Origin of the sequence: Secundilactobacillus angelensis (assembly GCF_012641075.1) — a bacterium.
Classification (GTDB): domain Bacteria; phylum Bacillota; class Bacilli; order Lactobacillales; family Lactobacillaceae; genus Secundilactobacillus; species Secundilactobacillus angelensis.
In genome coordinates this window covers 1-1353 of record NZ_JAAXLJ010000053.1, presented here as the reverse complement: position 1 = coordinate 1353, position 1353 = coordinate 1, and the positions used below count along the sequence as shown (strand labels likewise).

The 1353-nt window shown below is 44.4% G+C and carries 1 protein-coding gene; it reads right to left on the bottom strand.

The window, feature by feature from the left end:
* Positions 1-59: 59 nt before the first annotated feature.
* Complete coding sequence (locus tag HC026_RS12295) at positions 60-1235, bottom strand: IS256 family transposase (RefSeq protein ID WP_125715960.1); 1176 nt, start codon at positions 1233-1235, stop codon at positions 60-62.
* Between the last annotated feature and the right edge of the window lie 118 nt (positions 1236-1353).

Sequence of the window (1353 nt, the reverse complement as noted above, 5' to 3'; positions counted from 1 at the left end):
GGTAGCGTCAAGAATCTTGTGTAAACGAAATGCCTTCGTACATATAATATGTATCTAACTTAAATAAATGATGCTTCCAAGGTGTCCTGGAGTCCTTTGAACCCTCGGTGGATCCGCTTCAGAGACTTCTCGTTATAAACATTAAACTGAGAAACCAGGAAGCGATCCAGTGAATCTTCCGTTGGAAATTGTTCTTTGTGGTGGGTGGTGCGCTTGAGATGCTTATTAAAGTTCTCAATCGGGTTAGTGGAGTATAGTGATTGCCGGATAGCTGGTGGAAAGTCCATGAAAGTGAGTAAATTCGGCATTTTAAGCAGATCTTTGATTAATTTGGGATAGGTCTGATGCCAGTTGTTGGCGAACTCATTCAGTTTCAGTTCGGCTGCTTCACGGTTGGCGGCCCGATGAACTTGTTTAAAGTCACTGATCACGGCCTTGCGGTCTTTTACGCGAACTTTGTTCATCAGATTCCGCCCAACATGAACCAGGCAACGTTGTCGTTTGGCTTTAGGGAAATTCCGATTCAAGCCTTCATCCAAACCAACTAACCCATCGGCCACAAACAACAGCACATCTTTAACGCCCTGCTTGATCAAGGTTCCCAGCAGTTCAGTCCAGATTCCAGTCGATTCCGTTGGCGCCACTTGGTAGTTCAGCACTTCTTTCGTACCATCTGGACGAATGCCAATCGCAATATGAACGGCTTCTTTTTGAACGGTATCCCGCTTTAACGGCAAGTAAGTGGCATCTAAGAAGATGGCCGCATATTGTGAAGCCAGTCGACGTTGCTGGAAAGCTTGAACCTGTTCATTGACGGCTTTAGTCATGTTGGAAACCGTGGCTTTGGAGTAGTGAGCACCGTACATTTTCTCAATGAGTTCGGCAATTTCAGCAGTGGTAATTCCCTTGGTATACAACTGAATGACCGTTGTTTCTAAATTATCACTGTGCCGACCGTAGGCTGGCAAGGTATGATTTTTAAACCGGCCATTGCGATCTCGAGGAATGGTTAAGTTAAGTTGGCCGTACTTCGTATCAAACGAGCGCTCATAACTGCCGTTGCGGTTATTACCAGTGTTAGTCCCAGCGTATGAGTAGCGTTCGTAACCCAAAAACTCTACCAATTCGGTTTGAAGCAGCTGGTTAATCGCAATTTCGAGGTGGTGACGAAAAACTTCGTCCAAATCTTGCTTTTGGGCTAGTGCAGCGATAATTTCTGTGGTAAGTTCATTCATGGGGAATGCCTCCTGTGATGTTTTCTGTGGTTACTAAATATCATAAGGGAAGGCATTCCCTATTTCTATACAATTCAGAAATCTTTTATGCATTTACACAAGATATTTTACGCTCTCG

Coding starts and splice junctions, on each gene's coding strand:
- HC026_RS12295 (WP_125715960.1), bottom strand. CDS start 1,235: ATGAATGAACTTACCACAGAAATTATCGCTGCACTAGCCCAAAAGCAA.